The organism is Stutzerimonas zhaodongensis (assembly GCF_003696365.1).
Classification (GTDB): domain Bacteria; phylum Pseudomonadota; class Gammaproteobacteria; order Pseudomonadales; family Pseudomonadaceae; genus Stutzerimonas; species Stutzerimonas zhaodongensis.
This window is the reverse complement of the sequence record NZ_RFFM01000001.1, coordinates 334,094-355,170: the sequence shown is the minus strand read 5'-3', so window position 1 is coordinate 355,170 and position 21,077 is coordinate 334,094. Positions and strand designations below refer to the sequence as shown.

Here is a 21,077-nt window from a genome sequence, read left to right as displayed (position 1 = left end):
GACAGAACGGCTGTTACAGGCGGTATTAATTCACAGGCCACTACCCGATACAAGCAAAATGCCACCATTGGCGATGGATGGTTGACTAAGGATGAAATACGCGCCAGAAAACCGACACATTCAACGAATTAGCTCGCCAGAATATTGAATTGGCGATCGCAACTAGCGGAGTCGCTGCCGAATATCATTGAATGCGGAGCGCGCGGATTCAGTGACAAACCCTTCCTCTAGCGCCAGCAGTTGGCCGATACCACGCTTTAGCATGTCTTTGTCGGGTGCACCATCAGCCTCGGTAGTAACGGTACAGAGGAACTGCATCCATGAGGTCATGACGATCCAGGCGTTGGTCGCCAGAGCCTCAACCTGAAGTGTTGTCATCTTCAGGATGCCGGCATCGACGAAGCCCTGGTAAATGTACTGCGCACTGTGCAGATGCCGCCTGGCAAAGAGGCGATAACGCTCGGCAAGCTCCTGATCACTGCTCAGCATATGTTCGAGGTCCCGGTGCAGAAAGCGGTAATTCCACATCACTGACAGCAGCGCTTCAAAATAGCGGGTTTTATCCTCGATGGTTACAGAGCGGCCCTCAGGCAGTTTCAGAAAACCATCAACCTCCTGCTCATAGCGGGCAAAGAGCTCAGCGATGATCATCTGCTTGTTTCGGAAATAGTAGTAAAGGTTGCCCGGCGACATTTCCAGGTGTGCGGCAAGGTGGTTGGTAGTCACGCTGCGCTCACCCTGGGCATTGAACAGTTCGAGGCTGGCCTGAAGGATGCGTTCGCGGGTCTTGGATTTGGGGGGCACGGGGAGGACTAATCCGTCGGGGCTGAACCTGGGCATATAAAGGTAACCCGGCGACCTCTTAAGCGCACTCGATTGACAGATTAGAGCAGTTACTCTAATAAGCGCTGCACTGCCCGTTTCTGCCGGAGCCGCGCTCATGCATGGCGATGCCGCATACCTGAATCAGCTCAGCTCCGAGGCCGACCGCTTGTTGGCCCTTTTGGGACGCCAACGCAAGGCGTTCCAGGCAAACCCCTACCCGAACGGCGAAGATCGTCAGCAATGGCTGGAAGCATTGCACGATGTACTGGCAAGCAATCAGCAGCCGTTGATCGAGGCCATCAGTCATGATTTTGGCAATCGATCGGCAGACGAAACCCGTTTGGCTGAGCTGATGCCTAGCCTTCACGGCATTCAACACGCCAAGCGACACCTGCAACGCTGGATGATGCCGTCGCGTCGCCGGGTTGGTATTGCATTTCAGCCAGCCAGCGCCAAAGTCGTGTATCAGCCACTCGGCGTGGTTGGCGTCATCGTGCCTTGGAATTACCCGCTGTATCTGGCTATCGGCCCAATGATCGGAGCGCTGGCAGCGGGCAACCGAGTCATGCTCAAGATGAGCGAGTCCACGCCTGCCACAGGGAAGCTACTGAGGGAGCTGCTTGCTGAAATCTTCCCTGAAGAGCAAGTGGCGGTCGTGTTGGGCGACGTTGAAACCGGCATTGCATTCTCGCAACTGCCCTTCGATCACCTTTTATTCACTGGAAGCACCAGCGTCGGTCGGCAGGTGATGCGCGCCGCGGCGGAGAATCTGACGCCCGTAACGCTCGAGCTGGGCGGCAAGTCGCCGGCTATCGTCTCGAAGACAGTACCGCTTGCCGATGCCGCCGAACGCATCGCCTTCGGCAAGACGGTAAATGCGGGCCAGACCTGCGTCGCCCCTGATTATGTGCTGGTACCCAGACCGCGCATCGACGGGTTCATAGCGGCTTATCGCGCAGCCGTGCAGCGCTTTTACCCAGTGCTGAAGGACAATCCTGACTACACCTCCATCGTGAATGCCCGCCAGCTCGCTCGGCTTCAAACCTATCTGGACGACGCCGCCGCCAAGGGCGCGCGCCTGCTGCCGCTGCACGAAGTCGGCCAGGACCGCCGCATGCCGCACCATCTGCTGCTCGATGTCAGCGACGACATGCAGGTGATGCAGGACGAAATCTTCGGCCCGTTGCTCCCAATCGTGCCCTATGACGATCTCGACCAGGCGCTCGCCTACGTCAACGAGCGTCCTCGCCCGCTGGCGCTGTACTACTTTGGCTATGACAGGGCAGAGCAACGTCAGGTGCTGCGCCAAACCCACTCCGGTGGCGTCTGCCTCAACGACACCTTGCTTCACGTTGCCCAGGACGACCTGCCATTCGGTGGCGTTGGACCATCCGGGATGGGCCACTACCACGGGCACGATGGATTTCTGACCTTCAGCAAGGCCAAGGGCGTCTTCATCAAGCAAAGACTCAACGCTGCCCGACTGATCTACCCGCCCTATGGCAAGGCACTGCAGCAGCTGATCTACAAGCTCTTCGTGCGCTGACTCGCAAGCAATAAGTCCGATGATGGATATCGACCGTACATATTCACGCCGCGGGGTGCTCAAGGTCGGCCTGTTTGGCGGCTTCGCACTGGCTGGGGCAGGTCTGCTCGGAAGCGTGTCCGGCTGCAGCACGGACCGCTCAGCCGCAGGCTTCCAGCAGTTGCGACAAAGCGATCTGCCCATGCTGCGCCGGCTGACACCGATCATGCTGGCCGGTGCTGTTCCAGCGTCAGACGCCTCCGACGCGGCACAGGCCGCGCTGGCCAGTCTCGATGAGGGTCTTGGCTACCTCTCACCGGCCGTGTTGCGGCAAATCCGGCAGCTTTTTGACCTCCTCTCTCTTTCACTGACTCGAGGACCGTTTACCGGAATCTGGAGCAGCTGGGAGCTTGCGAAGGACGCCGACATCCACGCGTTTCTGGAGCGCTGGGAAAACAGCTCCATTGCACTGTTGCGCCAAGGCCATGCCGCGCTTCAGCAGATGATTCTGATGGCTTGGTATGGCCGCCGGGAATCCTGGCCACATTGCGGTTACCCCGGCCCGCCAGCGATCTAGCCGTCGCTCACACTGACCGGATCACACAGCGTATAGAGGAAAAATATGCCCGTCTCCGACCCGATAGCCGACGGCCTGGCCCGCGGCTGGAAAACCTACGACGGGTCGCGCCTGGAGCAGGATCTAACGCTCGAAACCGATATTGCCATCGTAGGCAGCGGTGCCGGTGGAGCAACCAGTGCAGAGTTCCTCAGCGCCGCCGGTTTCAAGGTGTTGTTGATCGAAGAAGGCCCGCTGCGCAGCAGTCGCGACTTCGACATGCTGGAGCCGCCGGCTTACGCCTCGCTCTACCAGGAAGCCATCGGACGCACCAGCAAGGACGGCGCCATCACTATTTTGCAAGGCCGCGCGGTCGGCGGTTCGACGCTGGTGAACTGGACCTCCAGCTTTCGGACACCGATTGCCACCCTCAAGCACTGGGCGCGCGAGCATGGCGTCATCGGCATCTCGGCAGAAGAAATGGGGCCCTGGTTCGAGCGAATGGAAGCGCGGCTTGGTATCGAGCCCTGGCAAATGCCGCCGAATGCCAATAACCAGGTGATTCGCAAGGGATGCCAAGCCCTTGGCTACAGCTGGGCGGTCATTCCACGCAATGTACGTGGCTGCTGGAATCTGGGCTATTGCGGCATGGGATGTCCGACCAACGCCAAGCAATCGATGCTTGTCACCAGCATACCCGCCACCCTGGATCGCGACGGCGAGCTGCTCTACCTGACGCGCGTTGATCGCCTGATCATGCAGAAGGAGCGCATCGTAGCGCTTGAGTGTTCGGGCATGGATGCGCGCTGCGTCGCGCCCACTGGCCGCCGGATTCGCGTGCTCGCCCGTCACTACATTCTCGCTGGCGGCGGCATCAATACCCCGGCCATCCTCTTGCGCTCGGGCGCACCCGACCCCCACCAGCGCGTCGGCGCGCGCACCTTCCTGCATCCAGTCAATTTCTCTGCTGCGCAGTTCGATGAGGTCATCAACCCGTTCTATGGCGCGCCCCAGTCGATTTATTCCGATCACTTTCAGTGGGATGACGGGGTCAGTGGCCGCATGTCCTACAAGCTTGAAGTGCCGCCGGTTCATCCGGCTTTGGCGGCCACCCTGCTGGGACGGTTCGGCATAGACAATGCGCTGCGCATGGAGCAGCTGCCTAACACCAACGCCATGATCGCCTTGATGCGAGACGGTTTTCACCCCGACAGCGCAGAAGGACAAGTGCAGCTGCGCAGCGACGGATCGCCCACGCTCGATTACAGGATGACGGGCTACACATGGGATGGCATTCGTCGCGCTTATCAAAGCATGGCGGAAATCCAATTCGCGGCTGGCGCCAAGGCGATGCTACCACTGCACAACGATGCCACTCTGGCGAAAAGCCTTCGGCAGGCACGCCAGATGATTGCAGGGCTGAAGCTTGAGCCGTATCGAACACGCCTCGGCAGCGCTCACGTGATGGGCGGCTGCGCCATGGGCGAAGACCCGCGCCACGCGGTCACCGACAGCCTCGGCCGGCATCATCGAGTTGAAAATCTGTCGATCCACGACGGCTCGCTGTTTCCTACGAGCATCGGCGCGAACCCCCAATTGTCGATCTACGGCCTGGCGGCGAAGCTCTCCAGTCAACTGATCGAACGGTTGAAAAATGCGTGAACGGCTCCGTTATGTCGCTACCCGGAGGTCATCCGCTTTGACGCTTTACGCTGCCGTTACCGAGCCGCTACCATCCACCCCCCACGCATGCGTCAGGACGCCGCGATGAATCGAGTGTTGTATCCGGGCACTTTCGACCCGATCACCATGGGCCACACCGACCTGGTCGAACGCGCCTCACGTTTGTTCGACGAGGTGATCATTGCGGTCGCTGCCAGCCCCAACAAGAATCCGTTGTTCCCGCTTGAACAACGTGTAGCGCTTGCTCAGGAAGTTACGGCGCACCTGCCCAACGTCAAGGTCATGGGCTTTTCCAAGTTGCTGGCTCACTTCGTCATCGAGCAGAAGGCCAACGTTCTGCTGCGCGGCCTGCGCGCAGTGTCTGACTTCGAGTACGAATTCCAACTGGCCAACATGAATCGGCAGCTCGTTCCCGACGTGGAAAGCCTGTTCCTGACGCCTTCGGAAAAGTTCTCCTACATTTCCTCCACCCTGGTTCGCGAGATTGCGCGTCTGGGTGGCGATGTCACCAAGTTCGTCCATCCCTCGGTCATGAAGGCACTGACGGAGCGCTACGCCTCGCGCTAAGGCGATTCAGCCTCACGACGGGAACATTGCCGACGACAGGGCAGCGACTGCTACGTGCACCGGGCGGGCCAATGCGGCAAAATTGACGGCCCGTTTTTACCTGCGCTGCGGTCCGTACTGCAGCTGGAGTTAGCTGGATGTCCCTGATAATCACCGATGACTGCATCAATTGCGACGTGTGCGAGCCCGAGTGCCCGAACAGCGCCATTTCCCAAGGCGAGGGAATCTACGTCATCGATCCGAATCTCTGCACCGAGTGCGTCGGTCATTACGACGAACCACAGTGCCAGCAGGTTTGCCCCGTGGACTGCATTCCGCTCGACGAAAGCAACGTCGAGAGCAAAGACGAACTGATGCAGAAGTACATGATCATCACCGGCAAGGCGTGACGCCTCCGAACTCGGCTCGACGGTGAAGTCATCCCCGACGCTCGCCTCCCGTTCTCCCAGCGCTGCAATTGCGCGACATCCATACGGATCTCTTGGCTCGGCCGGCTTTGCTGAACGCATGAGCACGGCCGCTCAGACTCATCATCCAGGCCTTTCAACGAAAGTTACAGCGGGAAGCTGAAGCCGAAAACGACACGGCCCTGCACGCGATCAAGCGACAAGGCCGTGAGGGCGAGCCGGGTGATCACCCGGTCCGATGAAGCTGAACCGCAGAATCAGTCCTGGCGGTTGTAACCGACGCGGGTGCAACCCAGGCAACGGGCAAAGGCCGCGGCGCCAGGCTCGACGACCAGCGCATGGCCGGTTTCCTTGATGCCGCCACCCATGGCGCTGAAAGGCAGGCTGACGACGAACAGGCCTGCACCGATGGCGGTCGCGGCAATGAGCAGTGGCCGGGCAATCAAAAGATCGCCGACCATGGAAAAGGCTTTGGGAGCTTCTACGGTGTACATCGGATCGCCGCTGGCGTTCTGCTGTACCGATTGCGCCTGCACAGGCATCGTCAGCAGACCTGTGGTCAGGGCCAAGACAACAGCAGTGGAGCGAAACAGATTCATGGTGTGGTCCTTCAGCTGGGCGAAACGAGGCAGATGATTGTGGTGAGGGTCACTATAGCAGTGGCCGCCGGTTGTTGATCGTGAACACCGTCAATGCCTGCGCAGTGCAAGGCAGATCGATTTTATCGCTGGCAGCGTCCGCAGTAGACGCTGGCACGCTGACCGAGGCGGATTTCGCGCAGGGTCGAGCCGCAGCGTTTGCACAAATCCCCGCCCCGACCGTAGACGAACAGCTCCTGCTGGAAATAGCCCGGCTTGCCGTCGCCACCGACGAAATCACGCAACGTGGTACCGCCGCGCTCGATGGCGTAGGCCAGTATCCGCTTGATCTCGACGGCCAACTTCATATAACGCGCTCGCGATACCGCTCCGGCGGCGCGACGAGGGTCGATCCCGGCAGCGAACAGCGCCTCGCTCGCATAGATATTGCCGACGCCCACCACCACCGCGTTGTCCATGATGAAGGGCTTGACCGCCATGCTGCGTCCGCGCGAAAGCTGGTACAGGCGTTCACCATCAAAATCATCACTGAGCGGCTCTGGTCCGAGGCTCGCGAGCAGCACATGGCTCAACGGATCGGCGCTCCAGAGCAGCGCGCCAAAGCGACGGGGATCGGTGTAGCGCAGCGCCATGCCGGATTCCAACACGAAATCGACGTGCTCATGCTTGCCCACAGGTAGATCGGCCGGCACCAACCGCAGGCTGCCTGACATACCCAGATGGGCAATCAGGGTCCCGACCTCAGCTTTGATCAGCAGGTATTTGGCGCGCCGCTCCACCGCCTCGATACGTTGGCCAGACAGCCGTACGTCGAGAGCATCTGGAATCGGCCAGCGCAGCCGGCGCTCGCGGACAACGACCTGGCTGACACGTTGGCCAACGAGGTGCGGGGCAATGCCACGGCGGGTGGTTTCGACTTCGGGGAGTTCAGGCATACGGGCGAATCGGTAGTGGACCGGGAGGCGACCTTAGCAGCTAACAGGCGGTGGGGTCAGCCGACACCCAGCTCGCGGATGATGTCGCGCTGGCATTCGAAATCGTATTCAGAGAGGCCCACGTATTCGAGCACTAGCCGTGCAACGGCTTCCCACTCATGGTCGTCCGCCTGATCGCCGAGCACGCGATGGCAGGCGCAGATGTGCTCTGCCATCTTCAGGATCGCCAGCAGGGTCTTGATCTGTGGATCGCTCCATTCATCGTTGAACAGGGCGAGCGCGTTATGGTGGTTGGCGATGGCCTCGCACAGGTGCTGCGGCAGCTTCCACGATCGTGCGACGAAATAACCCACGACGGAATGGTTGGTATTGAGCACCCGATTTTCGATGTCGGTGATGCGCGTCTCGACCCCGACGCTTGCATAGGCCTCCTCCAGCACTGCCATGTATCCGGGGAATCGGGTCAGCATCAGCGGGATGCCGCAGTTGTGGAAGAGCCCCAGCGTGTAAGCCTCATCCGGCGCCGGATGCCCGATGCGTTTGGCCAGCGTCAGACAGGTGCTGGCCACATCTTGCGCAGAATCCCAGAAACGGTTGAGCGTGACGATGGCCGCGTCGGTCAGCTCGCCGCGGATCGATTGTGCATTGATCAGGTTAATCACCGAACGGCAGCCCAGCAGGTTGACGGCCTGCTGGATCGATGCGATGCGGTTGGCGAGGCCGAAAAATGGAGAGTTGACCGTTTTCAGCAAGGCGCCGGACAGGCCAGGATCCTGGCTGATCAATCGAGCGATTGCGCGCAGATCGGGATCAGGCATGACCTGCTCCATCTGCAGATCGACCATTATCTGTGGCTGCGGCGGAACGCTGATCCCCTGCAGCACGCTGCGGATCTGCTCGTCGGTGAGTTCGATGGACATGAAGATGGCCCGGCCTCGCGCAATAGCACAAGGCCACTAAGAAAAGAGTGCGAACTTTGGCCGAGTTCATGGTCGGATTTCAAGTAGATAACTTTGCAATCCGACGAGGAGGAAACGATATGACCGATTCCCTGAAAGGCAAACGTGTAGCGATCCTGGTAACCGACGGTTTCGAGCAGGTCGAGCTGACCGGCCCGAAGGAAGCGCTGGAAAAAGCCGGCGCGGTCGCCGAGATCATCTCATCCTCGAACGGTGAAGTGACCGGCTGGAACCACATCACTCCGGCCACCAAGTTCCATGTCGACAACACCTTCGAAGGCATCAAAATGAGTGACTACGACGCCGTGGTGCTGCCTGGCGGGGTGGTGAACTCAGACACCATTCGTACCGATGAAAAAGCGCAGCAGCTGGTGCGCGACGCGGCCCAGGCAAACAAGCCGATAGCGGTCATTTGCCATGGTGGATGGCTGTTGATTTCAGCCAAGCTCGTGCAAGGCAAGCGGATGACCAGCTACCCATCGCTCACCGACGATCTGAAAAACGCGGGCGCCAACTGGGTCGACGAGCAAGTGGTGGTCGATGGAAATCTGATCAGCAGCCGCAACCCGGACGATATCCCGGCCTTTAGCGAAGCCTTGGTCAAGGCACTCGCTGGCTGATGCGTGCCCAGAGGCATCGGAAATAGCCAGTCGCCACTGGCAGCCCCGATGCCTCACCGGTAGGAAGTGAGTTCCGACTCCTGTCAATAATCCCTGCCTACGAATATGTTGCTGCACCATCTCCGGCGCTTTTGTCCGCCCGCTCCCCTATAATCCCGCCCTTTTCCCGGAGCCCTCCTGATGAGCCTGCCCAGCCTGCGCCTCAAAGCCAACGCCGATCGCCGCCTGCGCGCCGGTCATCTGTGGGTCTACAGCAACGAAGTGGATACTGCCGCCACACCCTTGAGCGGCTTCGCCGCCGGTGATCAAGCGATCCTCGAAGCGGCTGGCGGGAAACCGCTGGGTATCGTCGGCGTCTCGCCGAACAACCTGATCTGCGCGCGCCTGCTGTCGCGCGACCTCAAGCACAGCCTGGACAAGTCGCTGCTGGTGCATCGCATCCAGGTCGCCCTATCGTTGCGCGACCGCTTGTTCGATCAGCCCTGCTACCGCCTGATCTATGGCGATTCGGACCTGCTGCCCGGGCTGGTGGTGGACCGCTTCCATGACCATCTGGTGGTACAGCTGGCCTCGGCCACCATGGAGCGCAACAAGGATGCCGTGCTCGAAGCGCTTGTCCAGGTGCTCAAGCCGCGCGGCGTGCTGTGGAAGAATGACTCCAGCGCCCGCGATGCCGAGGGCCTGGAGCGGTACGTCGATACTGCGTTCGGCGTGGTCCCGGAATGGGTCGCACTGGAAGAGAACGGCGTGAAGTTCGAGGCACCGGTGCTGCAGGGCCAGAAAACCGGCTGGTTCTACGATCACCGCATGAACCGCGCGCGCCTGGCCCCCTATGTGAAGGGCAAGCGCGTGCTCGACCTGTTCAGCTACATCGGCGGATGGGGCGTACAGGCTGCGGCCTTCGGTGCCAGTGAAGTCTTTTGCGTCGACGCTTCAGCCTTCGCCCTGGACGGCGTCGAGCGCAATGCCGCGCTCAACGGCGTAGCCGAAAAGATGACCTGCGTGGAAGGCGATGCCTTCGAAGCGATGAAGGAGCTGAAGAACGCCGAGGAGCGCTTCGATGTGGTCATCACCGACCCACCGGCGTTCATCAAGCGCAAGAAGGACATCAAGAACGGGGAAGGTGCTTACCGCCGCCTCAATGAAGCCGCCATGCGTCTACTGAACAAGGACGGCATTCTGGTCAGCGCCAGCTGCTCGATGCACCTGGAAGAAGACAACTTGCAGAACATCCTGCTCGGCAGCGCGCGTCATCTGGACCGCAACATCCAACTGCTCGAACGCGGAAGCCAGGGCCCGGACCATCCAGTTCACCCCGCTATCCCGGAGACCCGGTATATCAAGAGCATTACCTGCCGGATCCTTCCCAACAGCTGATAACCACGGCAGACGAACCCCCACACCACTCCGCGTGCGGGGGTTCGGTGCAACGCTTACTCGATGCCCTTGCGCTGCTCGGTCCACAAGGTGCTGCTACACAAGCCGCAGAAGCGACCATAGAAGGTGCCGCGAGCCGTCTGATCCTCCATCAGGTGGTACCGGAACCAGGCTGTGGACGGTCCGCGATAGGCCCCGCCGTCACCGACAGGCTCGAAGTGGCTGACGAAGCGTCGCTCACCCCAGAACACCGGCACGTTGGCTCGCGAATAGACCGGTTGTGCGTTGAGGTAAGGGATGGCGATTGTGTCGCCCCCGCCTGACATCAAAAACATCGGCCCTTTCTGATTTCTTTGGGAGGCCGAATTGTGGCCCAGGCCAATGGTGTAGGGCTGTATCGGCGCAGTAACTCTCACGCGATCATCCTGCCCGGCCATGATCGAACCGCCGCCGCCCTGGGAATGCCCGGACGTGCCGACCCTGCCCGTATTGAGCACGCCCACGTAGGTGCCGAAGGTACGGTTGCTTTCCTGTACCAGATAGTCGAGGCACGCCAGCATGTCCCGACCGGTCCCGGCGTTGGATGTCTCCGCTGCCGCAACGACAAAGCCGTGGCTCGCCCAGTGCGACAACAGGCCGGAATAGGCGGTCGGCCCCGTTCCGGTTCCGTTACCCCAGAGAATTACAGGATGCCGGACGCCGTTCTGACCCAGGTTACTGGGACGATAGACGCGGCAGTTGGGGCCTTCGCTGCGGCTGGTGGTGGCATAGGGGCCGGAGCGCTCGAAGTTCGACACGCCTGGAAATGGCGTGCCGGGTGTGTCCGGCAGTGGTGCAGCCATGGCAGATCCGCAAATCGCCAAGCTCAGCGCAGCGGCGATGCCGCCGAGTTTGATGTCCAGCATGTGCATTCCTCTTGTTGTTCTGATCATATGTATGGACGTTCGCGCCAGCCCGTCATGCGAGTCGAGCGCACTGCACCTTCTATGTCGCCCGCCTGTCAGTAACGCGGGTGGCCAGTCGGCCCGAATCAACCCTAGCCAGCTGAAACCACAGCGCCACTGGAAGCGCGCCTGCAGCGGACGAACGGCCGCGCTTCGCCCCGGCTGAATAATTCATCATTAGCTTGGGTGTTGATGCACCTGACTCAATGTAGGATGAGCGCCAGTAATCGTGCCGTTTGGCTCGCCAGAGAGAACGCGCGTAGAATCGGCTCATTCCTCGCCACCATCCCCCGGCGGGCCATGAGCCCAGGCCGCCCGAGCGATACCCCGCCTCGAGCCGGCCCCTCCGCACGCACGGTCACCTGCCGTTGCACGCGGCACAGGTGACGCTCACCATAAGCACTATTCGAACCGCTGATTAGCCGCAGGAACCGTCATGCCCGATTACCGCTCGAAAACCTCCACGCATGGCCGCAACATGGCCGGCGCCCGCGCGCTGTGGCGCGCCACCGGCATGAAGGACGAAGACTTCAAGAAGCCGATCATCGCCATCGCCAACTCGTTCACCCAGTTCGTGCCCGGTCACGTGCACCTCAAGGACCTCGGTCAGCTGGTCGCCCGTGAGATCGAAAAACACGGCGGCGTCGCCAAGGAGTTCAACACCATCGCGGTCGATGACGGCATCGCCATGGGCCACGACGGGATGCTCTATTCGCTGCCGTCGCGCGAAATCATCGCCGACTCGGTGGAGTACATGGTCAACGCGCATTGCGCCGACGCCATCGTCTGCATCTCCAACTGCGACAAGATCACCCCCGGCATGCTGATGGCCGCGCTGCGCCTGAACATTCCGGTAGTGTTCGTCTCCGGCGGCCCGATGGAAGCCGGCAAGACCAAGCTGGCCAGCCACGGCCTGGATCTGGTCGACGCCATGGTCATCGCTGCCGATGAAAGCGCGTCTGACGAAAAAGTCGCCGAATACGAGCGTAGCGCCTGCCCGACGTGCGGCAGTTGCTCCGGTATGTTCACCGCCAACTCGATGAACTGCCTGGCCGAAGCCTTGGGGCTAGCCCTGCCCGGCAATGGCTCGACCCTGGCGACCCACAGCGACCGTGAGCAGCTGTTCCTGCGCGCCGGCCGCACCGTCGTCGAGCTTTGCCAGCGCTATTACGGCGAAGGCGACGAATCGGTCCTGCCGCGCAACATCGCCAGCCGCCGTGCGTTCGAGAACGCCATGACGCTCGATATCGCCATGGGTGGTTCGACCAACACCATCCTGCATCTCTTGGCAGCGGCTCAGGAAGCCGAGGTCGATTTCGACCTGCGCGCCATCGACGCGCTGTCGCGCAAGGTGCCGCAGCTGTGCAAGGTCGCGCCGAACATCCAGAAATACCACATGGAAGACGTGCACCGTGCCGGCGGGATCTTCTCCATTCTGGGTGAACTGGCCCGTGGCGGCCTGTTGCACACCGACGTGCCCACCGTGCATAGCCGCACCCTGGCTGAAGGCATCGCGCAGTGGGACATCACCCAGACCCAGGATGAAGCGGTACACACCTTCTTCAAGGCCGGCCCGGCCGGCATTCCAACGCAGACGGCATTCAGCCAGTCGACCCGCTGGGACAGCCTGGATGACGACCGCGAAAACGGCTGCATCCGCAGCGTCGAGCACGCCTACTCGCAGGAAGGCGGCCTCGCCGTGCTGTACGGCAACATCGCACTGGATGGCTGCGTGGTGAAAACCGCAGGCGTGGACGAATCCATCCATGTGTTCGAAGGCACGGCAAAGATCTTCGAAAGCCAGGACAGCGCCGTGAAGGGCATCCTCAATGACGAAGTGAAGGCTGGCGACATCGTCATCATTCGCTACGAAGGCCCGAAAGGCGGCCCGGGCATGCAGGAAATGCTTTACCCGACCTCGTACCTGAAGTCCAAAGGACTGGGCAAGGATTGCGCGCTGCTCACCGATGGCCGCTTCTCCGGCGGTACTTCGGGCCTGTCCATCGGCCACGCATCGCCGGAAGCGGCTGCCGGTGGCGCCATCGGCCTGGTGCAGGACGGCGACAAGGTGCTGATCGACATTCCTAACCGCAGCATCCAGCTGCAGGTCAGCGATGAAGAACTGTCCCACCGCCGCATAGAGCAAGATAAGAAAGGTTGGAAGCCCGTAGCCCCGCGCCCGCGCAAGGTGACCACGGCGCTAAAGGCTTACGCTCTGCTCGCCACCAGTGCCGACAAGGGCGCGGTGCGTAACAAGGCGATGCTGGACGGCTGATCGTTCGGGTTACTGCGGCAAAGAAAGCCCGACCATCGCGTCGGGCTTTTCATTGGTCGATGGCCGGTTCCAGGCGAACGCCATCGATCTCGATCGCATCGAATCGTGGCGCGACCAATTCGAACTCTCTGCGCTGCAAGAGCTCGCTGAGTACGTCGCCGTCCGGGAGCACGCCTGCAGTGATGCGTAGCTGGCCAATCCTCTGCCAGCCCCCCGCAGCAGCCTGGCCGAACACAGGCACCGCCCATGGCTCTGCCCGAAGTAACAGCACCTCGGGTTGGCCGTCCCGGTCCAGATCTACAGCGAACAAGCGGCACTTGTCTAAGCACCCCAGATAATTGACCGCACGCGCCAGTGATCCGTCGTCATCCGCCACTGGCTCCCCAATCCAGGGCACTGGCGGCGCGGCAGCCACTTCCTGCTCGCGCTTCCAGGCCCAGTAGTGCTCTGCGCCATCCAGTCGCTGCAGATCGTCCTGCAGTCGCATGCGCAGCGCTTCGTCCCCCCAAGGCTCGACCAGCGCCTTACGCAGCGCTTGCAGATATCGCCGCCCCGGCTCACCCAGTTGAAAGCGCAGCGCGCCGAGATCAGTGCGTTCAGCAGACAGTGTCGAATCGAGCAGCCGCTGGTACTGATTGGCCGCGCTCAGTTGCAATGGGCTCAGCATAGGTACATGCATCAATATCAGCAGAAATGCGGCGAACAGCGCCAGAGGCGGGTTGCTCTGCCTAAGCCCGCTCAGCCAGGCGGGATCACGCCGGAGCACCGCCCTCACCAGCGCAAGACCGTGGATCAGCGCAACCAGCGCCAAGAGCGCAGCCAACACGCGATCCGGTGTCAGTCCGTACTGGTCGATACGCAGCCATAGCGCATGCATCGCGAGCCCGGCCAGCAGCGGCAGGCACAGCGAGCTGGCATCCGCCAGCAGTCGCAGAAGCCGGGGGTAATGGGCGGTCTGCAGGCCGTCCTGTACGACCCCATTGAGCAATGCGATATGCGCGAACACCAGCGCCAGCAGAATCGGCGTCGCGTGACGTGTCGCCCAGAGCGGGGTCAGGCCAGTGAACGGCAGGAAGACCACGAACAGCAGCAGGATCACCACCGTCAACGGCAGTAAGAATCGGCACATGGCTTGTAGCACGTTGCGAAGCGCATCGATGACTTGGCCACGCTCCAACCCGATCCGCAGCCCGGCGGCAATTACGGTAGCGCTGGCAACCCAGATGAAGCCGGGCGAATCGAAGAACCGCTTGAACTGATCGATCCCAAGCATGCTGAACAGGCCCGACCAGAGCCAGATCAGCAACCAGAAAACCCCGAGCATCACCAATGCCATGAACAGCAGCAATCCGTTGTTCCAGGCGTGACGGTAGAGCGCGCTGTAGTCGAAGCGCCACCGATACGCTGGGTTCTGCGCCTGGATAAATGGCGTGAGGATGTAGGCCAGTGCCAACTGACTCCACAGCAGCAGCGTGCCGGTCGCTTCATCGAAGTGATACCAGCGGGGCTGATCGAACTGCACCGCAAGCCACGCCGCCAGCGCCGCGGGCAACAGAATTGCCGGGAGTAGCAGCTTCCAGCGACCCGCCTCGCGCAACTGCCCCCACAGCATCTGCAGCTGCCAGCCGCCCACTACGACCAGGACGATAAGGGCCGAGCAAAGGGATCTCCAGACCGTTCCCTGCGGCCAAACCTCACTCGCCATCCACAGCGTCAGGCCCTGCAACAGCCCCACCGCCAGATAAACCGCCAGGGGTCGCTGCTCAGTCACTGGTTGCATGGTTGCTCCTTCAGGAAGTCATGACAGCGGTGTTGGGCGCAGATGATGCGGTTGGAGCATCTGAATCTCAACATGCCGCGCTGCGACCTTGAGGCTGGCAGCTAATTCAGCCGTGGGCGAGCGACCGTCTCGCTCTTCGTAGGAGCGAGCTTGCTCGATATCAAGCGCTGAAATTCGTGCTGCGGGAGAGCCCGGATCGCCAGCAAGCTTGCTCCTACAGGGCTGGCGATCTGAGTACAGCCGTTGGCGACCGGCCGTCCCGCTTTTCGTAGGATCGAGTTCGCTCGCGATCAGCGCCCCACGGGTTCGGCTGTGCGTCATCGTCGACGCGACGTAGAATCGCGCTCTTTTTTCTGGAGCATGCCATGAGCGCGCAGAAGTCCTCTCCTGATGAGCTTCGTAACGACCTGGTCTACGCACTCGATGACCGGCCCCGGCCATGGATTGCCTTTCTCGCCGCGCTGCAGCACCTGCTCGCGATCATCGTTCCGATCGTCACGCCTGGGTTGCTGATCTGTCAGGCGATCGGCGTAACGCCACGCGACACCAATATCATCGTGTCCATGTCATTGGTGATCTCCGGCATCGCCACCTTTGTCCAGTGCAAGCGCTTCGGCCCGCTCGGTGCGGGGCTGCTGATCGTGCAGGGCACGAGCTTCAACTTCGTCGGCCCGCTGATCGCGGGCGGCGTATTGATGGTAGGGCAAGGCACGCCGGTGGAATCGGTTATGGCGGCGATCTTCGGCGTGGTCATTGCCGGTTCCTTCATCGAGATGGGCGTCTCACGCGTGCTGCCGTTCATCAAACGGCTGATCACGCCGCTGGTGACCGGCATCGTCGTGCTGATGATTGGCCTGACGCTGATCAAGGTCGGACTTATCAGCATGGGCGGCGGTTACGCGGCCATGGGTGACGGCACCTTCGCCAGCCGCGAAAACCTCTTGCTGTCGGGCGTGGTGCTGGCCGCTATCGTCGTACTCAACCGGCTGCCGGTGCAGTGGATGCGTAGCTGCGCGATCATCATCGCGCTTGCCATCGGCTATGCACTGTCCGCCTACCTGGGCCGACTGGACTTCACGGGCATGCGCGAAGCCGAACTGTTCGAGGTGCCCTTGCCGTTGCACTTCGGCCTTGGCTTTTCCTGGAGCCTGTTCATTCCCATGGTGGTGATCTACCTGGTCACCTCGCTCGAAGCCATCGGCGATATCACCGCCACCAGCAAGCTTTCACGCCAACCTGTCGAAGGCCCGACGTGGATGCAGCGCATCAAGGGCGGTGTATTGGTCAATGGCGCCAACTCACTGCTGGCGGGTTTCTTCAATACTTTCCCCAGTTCGGTGTTCGCACAGAACAACGGCATCATCCAGCTCACCGGAATCGCCAGTCGCTATGTCGGCATGTGGATCGCCGTCATGCTGGTGATTCTCGGTCTGTTCCCGGCGGTCGCCGGCGTTCTGCAGGCCGTACCGGAGCCGGTTCTTGGCGGGGCCGCGCTGGTGATGTTCGGCGCGGTGGCTGCCGCAGGCATCAACATTCTCGCCGGCGTTCAGCTGGATCGTCGCGCGCTGCTGATCATCTCCGTCTCGCTGGCACTGGGCCTGGGCTTTTCCCAAGTGCCGGAGTTTCTCGCCAACCTGCCGGTCGAACTGCGCAACGTGCTTGAATCAGGCGTGGCAACCGGCGGCATCTGCGCATTGGTGATGAATTGGTTCCTGCCGGAATCGCCAGCCGCTGCGAAGCAGGACCCGCTCTGATCGGACCGTTCAAGCACTCTTGGCGAGCCGCTGACGGACCTCATCGGCAATCGCCAGGGCCGCGGTCAATCCAGGCGATTCGATGCCGAACAGGTTCACCAGCCCAGCGATGCCGTGCTCGGCTGGCCCATCGATGCGAAAGTCCGCTGCCGCCTCGCCGGGCCCGCTGATTTTCGGGCGGATGCCGGTATAGGCCGGCCGCAGCGCATCGTCGGGCAGTGCCGGCCAGTAACGCCGGATCGCGGCGTAGAAACGGTCAGCGCGGCTTTCGTCCATTGTGTAATCGAGCTTGTCGACCCACTCCACGTCCGGGCCGAAACGCGCCTGACCGCCGAGATCCAGCGTCAGATGCACGCCAAGGCCACCGGGCTCGGGAAGCGGATAGACCAGATGGCGGAACGGCGTCGCAGCCGCCAGGCTGAAGTAGCTGCCCTTGGCAAAAAACCGGGAAGGTACGGAACCGACGGGCAGGCCCGCCGTTCGCGCGGCAAGTTCTGGCGCGACGTGTCCAGCACAGTTGATGACGCTGCGTGCCAGCAGTGTCATGGGCGTTTGACCCACCACCTCGACACGCAGCCCCGCATGGGTCACCGCAATGGACGCAACCGGCGCATGCAACGCCAGCAGCGCACCCGCGGCCTCGGCATCGCCTTGCAACGCCAGCATCAGCCCATGGCTATCGACGATACCGGTGCTCGGGGATAGCAATCCGGCGACGGCATTGAGTTGCGGCTCCAGTTTCTTAACTTCATCGCCAGCGAGCCGCTGCAGATCGTCGACGCCATTGGCCCGGGCGTGTGCCTGTAGCGCGTCGAGCCCCGCCAACTGGGATTCATCGGTGGCGACGACCAGCTTGCCGCAACGTCTATAAGCCACGCCGTGACTGTCACAGAACGCATAGAGCGCATCCCGTCCGGCCACGCACAACCGTGCCTTCAACGAGCCTTGCGGATAGTAGATGCCGGCATGAATGACCTCGCTGTTGCGCGAACTGGTGCCCGTCCCAATGGCCGCGTCGGCTTCCAAAATCAACACCTCACGGCCGGCCAGCGCGAGTGCGCGCGCGACCGCAAGCCCCACCACACCCGCACCGATCACGACGCAATCGACCTGCTCCATTTCGTTCCCCATCAGATAAGGCTGGCGTCAGACTGCCGCAAGATCGAACCGCGGCCAAGTCTCGCTTGCCCAATGTTCAGGCACTCGGCAAACACAGGAGCGCACCATGCGCATCGGCATCATCTCCGACACCCACGGCTTGCTGCGCCCTGAAGCGCTCGCCGCGCTGCAGGGTTGCGAGCGGCTCATCCATGCCGGCGACATCGGCAAACCCCAGGTGCTGGAAGCGCTAGAGGAACTGGCGACGCTGGACGCCATTCGCGGCAACGTCGACAGCGGCGACTGGGCCGTCGCAATCCCCGAGACCCTTGACCTGAGGATCGGCGGGCTTCGCGTATACATCATTCATGACGTCAAGACGATGGAGATCGACCCGGTCGCCGAGGGCATCGACGTGGTGATTTCCGGGCACTCGCATCAGCCCAAGATCGAACAGGTCAACGACGTGCTCTACCTCAACCCTGGCAGCGCCGGTCGTCGCCGGTTCAAGCTACCTATAAGCCTTGCACTGCTGGATATCGAGGATGGGCAACCGCGGGCGCAGCTGGTGACGCTGGGCTGAGGTTTAGCTGACGCCCATGTAGCGGTCACTGCGGTGATTGATCGCCAGGACGAGGTTCAGCGCTACCGCGCCAAGTACTGAAAGTGCAACCTTATCCAGCGGCACGATGAACACCGCCGCCAGCACGATCAGCGCGTCGATACCCATCTGAAAGGTCCCGGCGCGCACACCGAAGCGCTCCTGCAGGAACAGCGCGAGGATGTTCACGCCACCTAGGCTGGCGCGGTGGCGGAACAGCATCAACAGCCCGACGCCCATGGCGAAACCGCCGAATAGCGCGGCGTAGTAGATATTCAGCTCAGCGAAACGGATCCAGCTGGGTGTCAGCTCTGCCAGCAGCGACACCAATCCCACTGCGATGACGGTGCGCAGCGTGAAGCTCCAGCCCATGCGCCAGATGGCCAACGCGTAGAAGGGGATATTCAGGGTGAAGAACACCAGCCCGAACGGCCAGCCGGCGAAGTACTTGAGCAAGAACGCCAAGCCCACCGTGCCACCGGTCAATAGCCCTGCGTGGCTGTAGAATGCAATGCCCAGCGCCACCATGGCTGTGCCCAGCAACAACGCCAGTGCATCCTCCCAGAGTGGATGGCGAACGAATATCGCGGCGATGGTTTCCGCCTGCTCGGCATCCGCACGCTCGACGCCAGTTTGCTCGTTTTGCATGTAAGCGGTCTCGGGGAGAAGGGAAGCAAAGCATAAGACCAGACGCCAGATAGCGACTTGGCGTCGGTCAAGGAAGGCGCATCGCGGAGAGTTCAGCGCCGCAGCCAGGTCTCGAAGCGGTAGCCGGGCGTCTGACCTTCAGCGGGGTGCGCCTGGGCATCGGTGCGCTGCCACTCGGACTCGTCGAAGGCTGGAAAGAACGCATCGCCCTCAGGTGCCGCATCGATTCGGGTGAGATACAGACGCTGCGCTTGCGGCAAGGCCTGGGCATAGAGTTGCGCGCCACCAATCAGCATCAGCTCGTCGACACCTTGTTCGCGCGCCCACTGTTCAGCGCGAACCAGCGCAGCGTCGAGCGTTTTGAAGGTCTCGGCACCTTCGAGCTGCAGCTCAGGTTGACGGCTGACCACCAGATTCAATCGGCCCGGCAATGGGCGGCCAAGCGAATCCCAGGTCTTGCGGCCCATGATGATCGGCTTGCCCAAGGTCATGGCCTTGAAGTGTTTCAGGTCGGCTGGCAGGTGCCAGGGCATGGCGTTATCGAGTCCGATGACGCGGTTGTCGGCGAGCGCCGCAATCATGGCGAGGGGAAGAGAGGTCTGATTCATGGCGGCGAGGATAGCAGAGCGCCAAGAGCGCAGTCAGCGGCGGCGAATACACGTCAGCATCATCAAACGGTCATATCTGATTTACCAAAGCGTCAAGCCGCCGTCATTGATAGGCTTCAGGCTAATCGCTCCCCTTCCCCGGAGATGCCCATGATGGCCCGCCATAGCCGCCCAACCCTGCGCCACTTGTTCACCGCCTGCAGCCTGCTGCTGCCGATCGCTGCATTTGCCGCTGCGCCCGACGCCTCGATTGCGGCCAAGAACGGCCGAGACGAGCCCAGCCCGCTGGTCATCGCCCACCGTGGCGCCAGCGGTTATGTGCCCGAGCACACCCTTGCGGCCTACGCACTGGCAATCTTGCAAGGTGCCGACTATGTCGAGCCGGACCTGGTCATGACCCGCGATGGCCAGCTGGTCGCCCGCCATGACAATGAGCTGGGACTGACCACCGACGTGTCACAGCACCCGGAATTCGCCGACCGCAAGCGCACGCAGACGGTCGATGGCGTGAAGCTGACCGGCTGGTTCAGCGAAGACTTCACCCTGGCCGAACTGAAGACCCTGCGTGCCATCGAGCGCATCCCGGCGATTCGCCCCGGTAACGCGCGCATGGACGGCAGCCTGGAAATCCCGACACTGCAGGAGATCATCGATCTGGTGAAAACCATGCAGCTGAGCGAACGTCGTCGCATCGGCCTTTACCCGGAAACCAAGCACCCCACTCATTTCCAGCAGCTCGGCCTGGCAATGGAAAAGCCGCTGGTGCAGGTCCTCCACCGCAACGGCTACGCCGGCCGCAACGCGCCGGTGTATATCCAGTCGTTCGAAGTCGAGAACCTGAAAACCCTGAGCCGAATGACTGAAGTGCGCCTGGTGCAGTTGTTCAGCGGCGGCCAGCCGTACGACCAGAAGGTTCGCGGCAGTGAGCTGACCTACGCGCAGATGGCCACCGCCGAAGGCCTGAAGGCTATCTCGCGCTACGCCGCCGGCGTTGGCCCTGAAAAAAGCTACATCATTCCGCGTGACGCCAATGGCAACCTGGGCCAGCCCACCGACTTTGTGCCGAACGCTCACGCCGCAGGCCTGAAAGTGCACCCGTACACTTTCCGCGCCGAGAACGCTTTCCTGCCGACCAACTTGCGCAAAGGCACATCCCCTGCTGATCGTGGCGATATCGAGGCAGATATTCGCGCGTATCTCGCCACCGGCATCGACGGCCTATTTATCGATCAGCCCGATATTGCGGTGAAGGTTCGCGCCCAGAAGTAATAACCGCTCCCCGGCCGAAGGCGAAAGCCCAAGGAAAGAAAGCCAGC

At 61.6% G+C, this 21,077-nt stretch carries 20 protein-coding genes; 11 read left to right on the top strand and 9 right to left on the bottom strand.

Features of this window, described 5'->3' with window-relative positions; genetic code table 11:
* Positions 1 to 162: 162 nt before the first annotated feature.
* Entirely contained in the window at positions 163 to 804 is a 642-nt protein-coding gene (locus tag EA797_RS01585; RefSeq protein ID WP_167468758.1) for a TetR/AcrR family transcriptional regulator, read from the bottom strand.
* Between the two features lie 136 nt (positions 805 to 940).
* Here EA797_RS01585 and EA797_RS01580 point away from each other — a divergent pair, with 136 nt between their 5' ends.
* From EA797_RS01580 to EA797_RS01560, 5 genes are all read left to right on the top strand, one after another.
* Complete coding sequence (locus tag EA797_RS01580; RefSeq protein WP_122163442.1) at positions 941 to 2,371, top strand: coniferyl aldehyde dehydrogenase; 1,431 nt, start codon at positions 941 to 943, stop codon at positions 2,369 to 2,371.
* Positions 2,372 to 2,390: 19 nt separating this feature from the next.
* Entirely contained in the window at positions 2,391 to 2,927 is a 537-nt protein-coding gene (locus EA797_RS01575) for a twin-arginine translocation pathway signal protein (RefSeq protein WP_122163441.1), read from the top strand.
* Between the two features lie 45 nt (positions 2,928 to 2,972).
* Positions 2,973 to 4,568, top strand: a complete 1,596-nt coding sequence (locus tag EA797_RS01570; RefSeq protein WP_122163440.1) for a GMC family oxidoreductase — start codon at positions 2,973 to 2,975, stop codon at positions 4,566 to 4,568.
* A 105-nt stretch (positions 4,569 to 4,673) separates the two neighbouring features.
* Entirely contained in the window at positions 4,674 to 5,156 is a 483-nt protein-coding gene (gene coaD / locus EA797_RS01565) for a pantetheine-phosphate adenylyltransferase (protein ID WP_122163439.1), read from the top strand.
* 137 nt (positions 5,157 to 5,293) lie between these two features.
* On the top strand, positions 5,294 to 5,545 hold the full coding sequence (locus EA797_RS01560; protein WP_122163438.1) for a YfhL family 4Fe-4S dicluster ferredoxin: 252 nt from the start codon (positions 5,294 to 5,296) through the stop codon (positions 5,543 to 5,545).
* A 275-nt stretch (positions 5,546 to 5,820) separates the two neighbouring features.
* Here the strand turns inward: EA797_RS01560 and EA797_RS01555 are convergent, their stop codons facing one another.
* The 3 genes from EA797_RS01555 to EA797_RS01545 form a co-directional block, all read right to left on the bottom strand.
* Positions 5,821 to 6,162 carry a multidrug transporter gene (locus EA797_RS01555; RefSeq protein ID WP_122163437.1) on the bottom strand — a complete coding sequence of 114 codons (342 nt, stop codon included), beginning with the start codon at positions 6,160 to 6,162 and terminating at the stop codon, positions 5,821 to 5,823.
* 122 nt (positions 6,163 to 6,284) lie between these two features.
* On the bottom strand, positions 6,285 to 7,097 hold the full coding sequence (gene mutM / locus EA797_RS01550; RefSeq protein ID WP_122163436.1) for a bifunctional DNA-formamidopyrimidine glycosylase/DNA-(apurinic or apyrimidinic site) lyase: 813 nt from the start codon (positions 7,095 to 7,097) through the stop codon (positions 6,285 to 6,287).
* A gap of 56 nt (positions 7,098 to 7,153) precedes the next feature.
* Positions 7,154 to 8,017: an HDOD domain-containing protein gene (locus EA797_RS01545; protein WP_122163435.1), complete on the bottom strand. Its 864-nt coding sequence runs from the start codon at positions 8,015 to 8,017 to the stop codon at positions 7,154 to 7,156.
* A 119-nt stretch (positions 8,018 to 8,136) separates the two neighbouring features.
* On the opposite strand from EA797_RS01545, the gene EA797_RS01540 reads away from it, so the two are divergent.
* Positions 8,137 to 8,676, top strand: coding sequence for a type 1 glutamine amidotransferase domain-containing protein (locus tag EA797_RS01540; protein WP_122163434.1), 540 nt, complete (start codon positions 8,137 to 8,139; stop codon positions 8,674 to 8,676).
* Between the two features lie 180 nt (positions 8,677 to 8,856).
* Positions 8,857 to 10,053 carry a class I SAM-dependent rRNA methyltransferase gene (locus EA797_RS01535; protein ID WP_122163433.1) on the top strand — a complete coding sequence of 399 codons (1,197 nt, stop codon included), beginning with the start codon at positions 8,857 to 8,859 and terminating at the stop codon, positions 10,051 to 10,053.
* Positions 10,054 to 10,109: 56 nt separating this feature from the next.
* On the opposite strand, the gene EA797_RS01530 is transcribed toward EA797_RS01535, so the two are convergent.
* On the bottom strand, positions 10,110 to 10,958 hold the full coding sequence (locus EA797_RS01530; RefSeq protein WP_122163432.1) for a poly(ethylene terephthalate) hydrolase family protein: 849 nt from the start codon (positions 10,956 to 10,958) through the stop codon (positions 10,110 to 10,112).
* Between the two features lie 475 nt (positions 10,959 to 11,433).
* Between EA797_RS01530 and ilvD the strand changes: the two genes are divergently transcribed.
* Entirely contained in the window at positions 11,434 to 13,272 is a 1,839-nt protein-coding gene (gene ilvD / locus EA797_RS01525; RefSeq protein ID WP_122163431.1) for a dihydroxy-acid dehydratase, read from the top strand.
* A gap of 49 nt (positions 13,273 to 13,321) precedes the next feature.
* Here the strand turns inward: ilvD and EA797_RS01520 are convergent, their stop codons facing one another.
* Complete coding sequence (locus tag EA797_RS01520) at positions 13,322 to 15,052, bottom strand: DUF4153 domain-containing protein (RefSeq protein ID WP_122163430.1); 1,731 nt, start codon at positions 15,050 to 15,052, stop codon at positions 13,322 to 13,324.
* A 365-nt stretch (positions 15,053 to 15,417) separates the two neighbouring features.
* Here EA797_RS01520 and EA797_RS01515 point away from each other — a divergent pair, with 365 nt between their 5' ends.
* Positions 15,418 to 16,806, top strand: coding sequence for a uracil-xanthine permease family protein (locus EA797_RS01515; protein ID WP_122163429.1), 1,389 nt, complete (start codon positions 15,418 to 15,420; stop codon positions 16,804 to 16,806).
* A gap of 9 nt (positions 16,807 to 16,815) precedes the next feature.
* On the opposite strand, the gene EA797_RS01510 is transcribed toward EA797_RS01515, so the two are convergent.
* Positions 16,816 to 17,925: an NAD(P)/FAD-dependent oxidoreductase gene (locus EA797_RS01510; RefSeq protein ID WP_122163428.1), complete on the bottom strand. Its 1,110-nt coding sequence runs from the start codon at positions 17,923 to 17,925 to the stop codon at positions 16,816 to 16,818.
* A 106-nt stretch (positions 17,926 to 18,031) separates the two neighbouring features.
* On the opposite strand from EA797_RS01510, the gene EA797_RS01505 reads away from it, so the two are divergent.
* Positions 18,032 to 18,487 (top strand): metallophosphoesterase family protein, encoded by a 456-nt coding sequence (locus EA797_RS01505; protein WP_122163427.1) that lies wholly within the window; start codon positions 18,032 to 18,034, stop codon positions 18,485 to 18,487.
* A 3-nt stretch (positions 18,488 to 18,490) separates the two neighbouring features.
* On the opposite strand, the gene EA797_RS01500 is transcribed toward EA797_RS01505, so the two are convergent.
* Together EA797_RS01500 and EA797_RS01495 are read right to left on the bottom strand one after the other, a co-directional pair.
* A complete protein-coding gene (locus tag EA797_RS01500; RefSeq protein WP_122163426.1) occupies positions 18,491 to 19,153 on the bottom strand; it encodes a YitT family protein in 663 nt (220 codons plus the stop codon).
* Between the two features lie 92 nt (positions 19,154 to 19,245).
* Positions 19,246 to 19,761: a dihydrofolate reductase gene (locus EA797_RS01495; RefSeq protein ID WP_122163425.1), complete on the bottom strand. Its 516-nt coding sequence runs from the start codon at positions 19,759 to 19,761 to the stop codon at positions 19,246 to 19,248.
* Between the two features lie 153 nt (positions 19,762 to 19,914).
* Between EA797_RS01495 and EA797_RS01490 the strand changes: the two genes are divergently transcribed.
* Complete coding sequence (locus tag EA797_RS01490) at positions 19,915 to 21,030, top strand: glycerophosphodiester phosphodiesterase (protein WP_122164643.1); 1,116 nt, start codon at positions 19,915 to 19,917, stop codon at positions 21,028 to 21,030.
* The last annotated feature ends 47 nt before the right edge of the window (positions 21,031 to 21,077 follow it).

What these genes read in the sequence shown, in the direction of transcription:
- EA797_RS01540 (WP_122163434.1), top strand. Translation starts at nt 8,137, where the DNA reads ATGACCGATTCCCTGAAAGGCAAACGTGTAGCGATCCTGGTAACCGAC.
- ilvD (WP_122163431.1), top strand. Translation starts at nt 11,434, where the DNA reads ATGCCCGATTACCGCTCGAAAACCTCCACGCATGGCCGCAACATGGCC.
- EA797_RS01510 (WP_122163428.1), bottom strand. Translation starts at nt 17,925, where the DNA reads ATGGAGCAGGTCGATTGCGTCGTGATCGGTGCGGGTGTGGTGGGGCTT.
- EA797_RS01545 (WP_122163435.1), bottom strand. Translation starts at nt 8,017, where the DNA reads ATGTCCATCGAACTCACCGACGAGCAGATCCGCAGCGTGCTGCAGGGG.
- EA797_RS01555 (WP_122163437.1), bottom strand. Translation starts at nt 6,162, where the DNA reads ATGAATCTGTTTCGCTCCACTGCTGTTGTCTTGGCCCTGACCACAGGT.
- mutM (WP_122163436.1), bottom strand. Translation starts at nt 7,097, where the DNA reads ATGCCTGAACTCCCCGAAGTCGAAACCACCCGCCGTGGCATTGCCCCG.
- EA797_RS01490 (WP_122164643.1), top strand. Translation starts at nt 19,915, where the DNA reads ATGGCCCGCCATAGCCGCCCAACCCTGCGCCACTTGTTCACCGCCTGC.
- EA797_RS01500 (WP_122163426.1), bottom strand. Translation starts at nt 19,153, where the DNA reads ATGCAAAACGAGCAAACTGGCGTCGAGCGTGCGGATGCCGAGCAGGCG.
- EA797_RS01560 (WP_122163438.1), top strand. Translation starts at nt 5,294, where the DNA reads ATGTCCCTGATAATCACCGATGACTGCATCAATTGCGACGTGTGCGAG.
- EA797_RS01530 (WP_122163432.1), bottom strand. Translation starts at nt 10,958, where the DNA reads ATGCTGGACATCAAACTCGGCGGCATCGCCGCTGCGCTGAGCTTGGCG.
- EA797_RS01580 (WP_122163442.1), top strand. Translation starts at nt 941, where the DNA reads ATGCATGGCGATGCCGCATACCTGAATCAGCTCAGCTCCGAGGCCGAC.
- EA797_RS01535 (WP_122163433.1), top strand. Translation starts at nt 8,857, where the DNA reads ATGAGCCTGCCCAGCCTGCGCCTCAAAGCCAACGCCGATCGCCGCCTG.
- coaD (WP_122163439.1), top strand. Translation starts at nt 4,674, where the DNA reads ATGAATCGAGTGTTGTATCCGGGCACTTTCGACCCGATCACCATGGGC.
- EA797_RS01495 (WP_122163425.1), bottom strand. Translation starts at nt 19,761, where the DNA reads ATGAATCAGACCTCTCTTCCCCTCGCCATGATTGCGGCGCTCGCCGAC.
- EA797_RS01575 (WP_122163441.1), top strand. Translation starts at nt 2,391, where the DNA reads ATGATGGATATCGACCGTACATATTCACGCCGCGGGGTGCTCAAGGTC.
- EA797_RS01520 (WP_122163430.1), bottom strand. Translation starts at nt 15,052, where the DNA reads ATGCAACCAGTGACTGAGCAGCGACCCCTGGCGGTTTATCTGGCGGTG.
- EA797_RS01570 (WP_122163440.1), top strand. Translation starts at nt 2,973, where the DNA reads ATGCCCGTCTCCGACCCGATAGCCGACGGCCTGGCCCGCGGCTGGAAA.
- EA797_RS01515 (WP_122163429.1), top strand. Translation starts at nt 15,418, where the DNA reads ATGAGCGCGCAGAAGTCCTCTCCTGATGAGCTTCGTAACGACCTGGTC.
- EA797_RS01505 (WP_122163427.1), top strand. Translation starts at nt 18,032, where the DNA reads ATGCGCATCGGCATCATCTCCGACACCCACGGCTTGCTGCGCCCTGAA.